This is a genomic window from Corallococcus exercitus (assembly GCF_003611585.1).
In the GTDB taxonomy this organism is placed as follows: Bacteria; Myxococcota; Myxococcia; order Myxococcales; family Myxococcaceae; genus Corallococcus; species Corallococcus exercitus.
The window spans coordinates 1-3734 of sequence record NZ_RAVW01000635.1 but is presented as its reverse complement, the minus strand read 5'-3'; the positions used below and the strand labels follow the sequence as shown (position 1 = coordinate 3734).

Genomic DNA, 3734 nt, shown 5'->3' with positions numbered 1-3734 from the left:
CGTGGGCTCGGAGATTTGTATAAGAGCCAGGAGCAGGCACGCGGACCAGAGCGTGGAGCGGTTGCCCAGCACCTCCAGCAGCAGGAACGTGGACGCCACCGCGCCCGTCACGGCGCCCAGGGTGTTGATGCCGTAGAGCAGGGCGAGGTCGCGGCGGTGCGGATCCTCATCGGAGAGGACCGCGCGCGCGGCGGCCGGGAGCGTGCCGCCCATGAGCACCGTGGGCACCGCGAGCACCAGGAGCGACAGCACCAGCCGCACGACGGTGCCCAGGCCCAGGCCCATCACCGGCGTGCCGCCCAGGGCGATGTAGATGGCGCGCACCGCCTCCACGAGGAAGGGGCTCAGCGCGGCGCTCGCGGCGATGAGCAGCTCCAGGTTCGCGTAGAAGGCCAGCGGCCGCGCCTGCCGGTCCGCCCGCGCGCCCAGGAGCGCGCTGCCCAGTCCCAGCCCCGCCATGAAGATGGCGAGCACCGCGGCCGACGCGGCGGTCGAGGCCCCGAAGATGAGGCGGAACTCCCGCAGCCACACCGTCTGGTAGACCAGTGCGCAAAGCCCCGAACCGAAGAGGAGGGGAGCCACCCTCCCGACGCGTGTGTTCATCAGACCCTCGAGGAGCCCGCGCCCGACCAGCCCGTGGTGGGTCGCGGCTCCCTGTCGGGCCGCAGTATCCCGTGAAGCCTGTCCTATGGAAAACAGTGAAGCGGGGCCTGCCTGCCCTTACGGTGCCGGCTTCGCATGCTCGGCGGCCTGGCGCTCCGTGCGGCACCAGGCCAGCTGCTCCTGGATGGTGGCCAGGGGGACCGCCAGCTCCAGCTTGAAGGACGAGCCGTCCGGCCGCACCTTCGCGAAGTCCAGGAGCTGCGCCAGGTCCTCCTTGCCCTCCGCCTGCGCCTTCATGCGCGCCATGGACAGCGCGCCGCCCAGGGACTTGCCCAGGTCCGTCATCTTCTCCGCGTCCAGGCCCGTCACGTTGGCCACCATGGCCACGTCGCCGCTGGTGTCCAGGTGCAGCTCCACGTTCTGGGCCACGTCCGTCAGCCGCTGCGCCAGCTCCGCCTGATCCGGCCCCAAAAGCCGCGCCAGTTGCTCCACCGCCAGCACGCCGTACATCTCCCCGTAGGTGCTGTTCTCATCCAGCAGCGGAGGCCCGTCCTCCACCCCGCGCCCGTCCATGCGGTCCAGCACCGTCTTCACGGAGTCCGGCGACTTGCCGAACACCAGCATCTGGTCGTTCCAGGTGCCCACCGAGGTGTCCATCCGGCCGCGCCGCGTGCCGCCATCCGGCAGGGTGAACGTCGTGTCCCCCGGCTCGTACACGCGCGCGCCCGGGCCGTGGTCGGACGCCACGCGCTCGCCCAGCAGCTCCTGGTACTTCGCCTTGCTGAAGTCGCCGGAGAGGATGACGCCCTCGTCGGTGATGACCAGCCGGTCCAGGTCCTTGAGTGGATCCACGCCGCTCATCGCCTTGAACTGCTCCAGGTTCTTGCCGCCGTCGCGCAGCAGGCAGTCCATGAGCAGCTCGCCCACGGGCGAGTAGCGAAGCGCGTTCGCCTCGATGACCACCGCCGTGTGGCCCGGGCCCCGGGGCAGCGCCGCGAGCAGCGGGTCGCGCGGCTTCACGGGCGCGGCCACCCCCGCGTCCACCACCGCGGGCATCACCCAGGTGCGCCGCTTCTCCGCTCGCGCCACGTCCTCCCCGCGCATGCGCCGGGGGAAGGCCACGTCCTTCTCCTCGGCCGGCGGCGTGTCGCCCTGGCCCGTGAACATCAGGACCGCGCCCGCGGCGAACAACAGCAGCGCCCCCAAGAGCCACACCCTCCTGCGCCCGCGCGATTCCATGACTCAGCAGTCCTTTCCCTCGAAGTGCCAGAAGCCCACGGAGAGCGCTCCCAGTCCGAACACCAGCACGCCGCCCAGCAACATCCCCAGCGAGCCCTTCTCCATCGGCGTGGAGCTGGCCAGGTCCGCCGCGCGCGTCGCCAGCGCGGACAGCCGGGGCAGCACCAGCGTCACCGCGTTGAACGCCGTGCGGCCGAAGCCCGCCTCCAGGTAGCGCGACACGTCCGCGCGAAAGCCCGCGAGGATGCCGCCCACCAGCAGCACGAAGCCCGCCGCGGAGCACAGCGCCGCGCTCCGCACCAGCGTCGCCGTGGTGAGCATCACGGCGTACACCGCCGCGAACCCCACGCACGCCAGTCCCCCGGCGATGAGCGGCCCCATCGTCCAGTACCCCGCCTTCACCCCGAAGATGAGCGTCAGCCCGCCCGCGGCGTACACCGTGCCGCCCAGCGCCAGCGTCATCACGCCCACGAACGTGCCGGCCAGCAGGTGCCAGCGCTGGAGGGGCAGGGCGAGCAGGTGCTCGATGCGGCCGGGCGACAGGAGCCCCGGCGCGAAGTCCGAGCACGCCACGATGCCAAAGAGGATGCCGCCGTAGAACACCAGGTACGCCGCCGCGCGGTAGACGGGCCTCAGCGCCACGTCCACGGACATGATGTTCGAGCGCATCACCTCGCCGAACAGGCGCGTCGCCGCGAGCGCTCCGTCCACGACCTCCAGCTTGAGGCTGAGGGCCACCGTGGCCAGCACCAGCGTGAGCCCCACCATGAAGGCCAGGATGAACTTGCGCGACGCCGCCTCGCGCAGCACGTACCCCGCGATGACGAAGACCGGGCTCCTCATGCCGCCACCCCCGGCCCGCCGACAGCGCCCACGAGCACCGCCTCCAGGTCCGCGCCCTCGCGCTTGAGCTCCATCAAGAGCGCGCCCGAGGCCCGGGCCCGATCCAGCGCCGCGTTGAGCACCGCCACGTCCGCCGCGTCCACCATGTACACGCCGTCCTCCCGGCCACCGCCCGCGGGCGCCACGCCCGTCCGCGAAGCACCGCCTGCCGCCGCACCCCGCGCCGGATCCGCCACGGCCATGAAGCCCGCGGCTCCCAGCGCCGCCGTGTCCGCGCCGGGCGCGAAGCGCACGCGCCAGCGCGCCCCCGCCTTCGCCAGTTCATCCAGCCGTCCCTCGCGAAGCACGCGCCCGTCCGCGAGGATGGCCACGCGGTCGCACACGCGTTCGGTCTCCGCCAGCAGGTGCGAGTTGAGGAACAGCGTCACGCCCTTCTGGACCTCCTCCTGGAGGATGCGGCGCACCTCCAGCCGGCCCATGGGGTCGATGCCGTCCGTGGGCTCGTCCAGGACGAGCAGCGCGGGCTCTCCCAGGAGCGCCGCCGCCAGCCCCAGCCGCTGGCGCATGCCCTTGGAGTAGCCGCCGATGCGCCGGTCCACCGCGTCCGAAAGGCCCACGCGCTCCAGCAGCTTCGCGTGCGCGCCCGCGTCGGCCTTCAGCCCCTTGAGGCGCGCCACGGTGGCCAGGAACGCGGGCGACTTCCACGTGCCGGGCAGGTGCAGCCGCTCCGGCAGGTAGCCGATGCGCGCGCGGATGGCCGGATCCTCCGGGGATCCGCCCAGCACGCGCACCGTGCCCGCGCTGGGCCGCACGATGCCGAGCACGCTCTTGATGAAGGTCGTCTTGCCCGCGCCGTTGGGGCCAATCAGCCCGAACGCGCTGCCCGCCGGGACGTGGAGGTCCATGCCCTTGAGGGCCTCATGGCCGCCGCGTCCGAACGCTCGGCGATACGTTTTTCGCAGGCCCTGCACTTCGAGGGCGGGAGGTGGGGTCGTCACGGTCATGACTGTAGACGACCCGGCGGGGCGATGATTGCACCCGCATGGCAC

The 3734-nt window shown here is 72.3% G+C and carries 4 protein-coding genes; all 4 read right to left on the bottom strand.

The window, feature by feature from the left end; translation table 11 throughout:
* Positions 1 to 582 (bottom strand): fused MFS/spermidine synthase (locus D7W79_RS40010; protein WP_244222246.1); only part of this gene is annotated, 582 nt, incomplete at its 3' end.
* Positions 583 to 720: 138 nt separating this feature from the next.
* Positions 721 to 1842 (bottom strand): hypothetical protein, encoded by a 1122-nt coding sequence (locus D7W79_RS40005; RefSeq protein ID WP_120530463.1) that lies wholly within the window; start codon positions 1840 to 1842, stop codon positions 721 to 723.
* Between the two features lie 3 nt (positions 1843 to 1845).
* Positions 1846 to 2685, bottom strand: coding sequence for an ABC-2 transporter permease (locus D7W79_RS40000; RefSeq protein WP_120530462.1), 840 nt, complete (start codon positions 2683 to 2685; stop codon positions 1846 to 1848).
* On the bottom strand, positions 2682 to 3590 hold the full coding sequence (locus tag D7W79_RS39995) for an ABC transporter ATP-binding protein (RefSeq protein WP_276375599.1): 909 nt from the start codon (positions 3588 to 3590) through the stop codon (positions 2682 to 2684). The genes D7W79_RS40000 and D7W79_RS39995 overlap by 4 nt, the downstream gene beginning before the upstream one ends.
* Between the last annotated feature and the right edge of the window lie 144 nt (positions 3591 to 3734).

Excerpts from the sequence above, each read along its gene's own strand:
- D7W79_RS40000 (WP_120530462.1), bottom strand. The coding sequence starts at position 2,685 with ATGAGGAGCCCGGTCTTCGTCATCGCGGGGTACGTGCTGCGCGAGGCG.
- D7W79_RS40005 (WP_120530463.1), bottom strand. The coding sequence starts at position 1,842 with ATGGAATCGCGCGGGCGCAGGAGGGTGTGGCTCTTGGGGGCGCTGCTG.
- D7W79_RS39995 (WP_276375599.1), bottom strand. The coding sequence starts at position 3,590 with ATGGACCTCCACGTCCCGGCGGGCAGCGCGTTCGGGCTGATTGGCCCC.